The sequence below is a fragment of the Microbacterium sp. HMWF026 genome, from assembly GCF_003061325.1.
Classification (GTDB): Bacteria; Actinomycetota; Actinomycetes; order Actinomycetales; family Microbacteriaceae; genus Microbacterium; species Microbacterium testaceum_E.
Genome location: NZ_QAJB01000400.1, coordinates 1 through 730 on the forward strand (window position 1 = coordinate 1; position 730 = coordinate 730).

1 protein-coding gene is annotated in these 730 nt (G+C 75.3%); it reads right to left on the reverse strand.

Features of this window, described 5'->3' with window-relative positions:
• Positions 1-4: 4 nt before the first annotated feature.
• The gene (locus DBR36_RS14825) at positions 5-727 is read right to left on the reverse strand and encodes a methyltransferase domain-containing protein (RefSeq protein WP_108320522.1); all 723 of its coding nucleotides are present in this window, start codon (positions 725-727) and stop codon (positions 5-7) included.
• Positions 728-730: the final 3 nt, after the last annotated feature.

Here is a 730-nt window from a genome sequence, read left to right on the forward strand (position 1 = left end):
CACCTCAGGCATCGCGAGCACTCCCCGCTGCGGGAGCACCCGCCGCGCGTCCCCGCGCGACGGCGAGCACGCGGAACGGCGCGGGGGTCAGCACCCGCCACGGTGCGCCGAGGGCGGCCGCCAGTTCGGGGGCGCGATAGCTGCGGCGGATCGAGCGCAGACCGTCGACGCGCAGGAACGTGCCGATCGAGAGCGGAGCGATGCCCACCGCGTACAGGGCGTAGGCGAGTCGTCCGCGCGCGATGTCGGCGTGCAGCACCGATCCGCGCGAGAGCGCCAGAGAATCGGCGGCGAAAGTGTCGAGCGCCGCGGCGTCCAGGTGGTGCAGCACGTGGTTCGACAGCACGAGGTCGAAGGTCTCGCCGGCGGCGATGAGGTCGCCCGACCCCTGCGCCGTGAACCGCACGCCCGGGCGCGAGCGGGCGCGAGCGGCGTCGAGGGCGCGGGGGTCGGGATCGGCGCCCACCCACTCGACGTCGAGGCCGTCGCGTCGGGCGAGCCCCGCGAGGCGCGCGACGACGTCGCCGCCCCCGCAGCCGAGGTCGAGCACGCGAGCGGGTCGTCCGAGGGCACGCAGCTCGGGACGCACGTGCGAGCGATAGACGTGGCCCCACGCCGAGACGAGGCGGTTGACCACGTCGAACCGGCGGTACGTCGCGGCGAGGGCACGGGGATCGCAGTGGGGGTCGTCCATCAGCTCGGTCAGCGCGGTGTCGCGCCGGTCCAGACC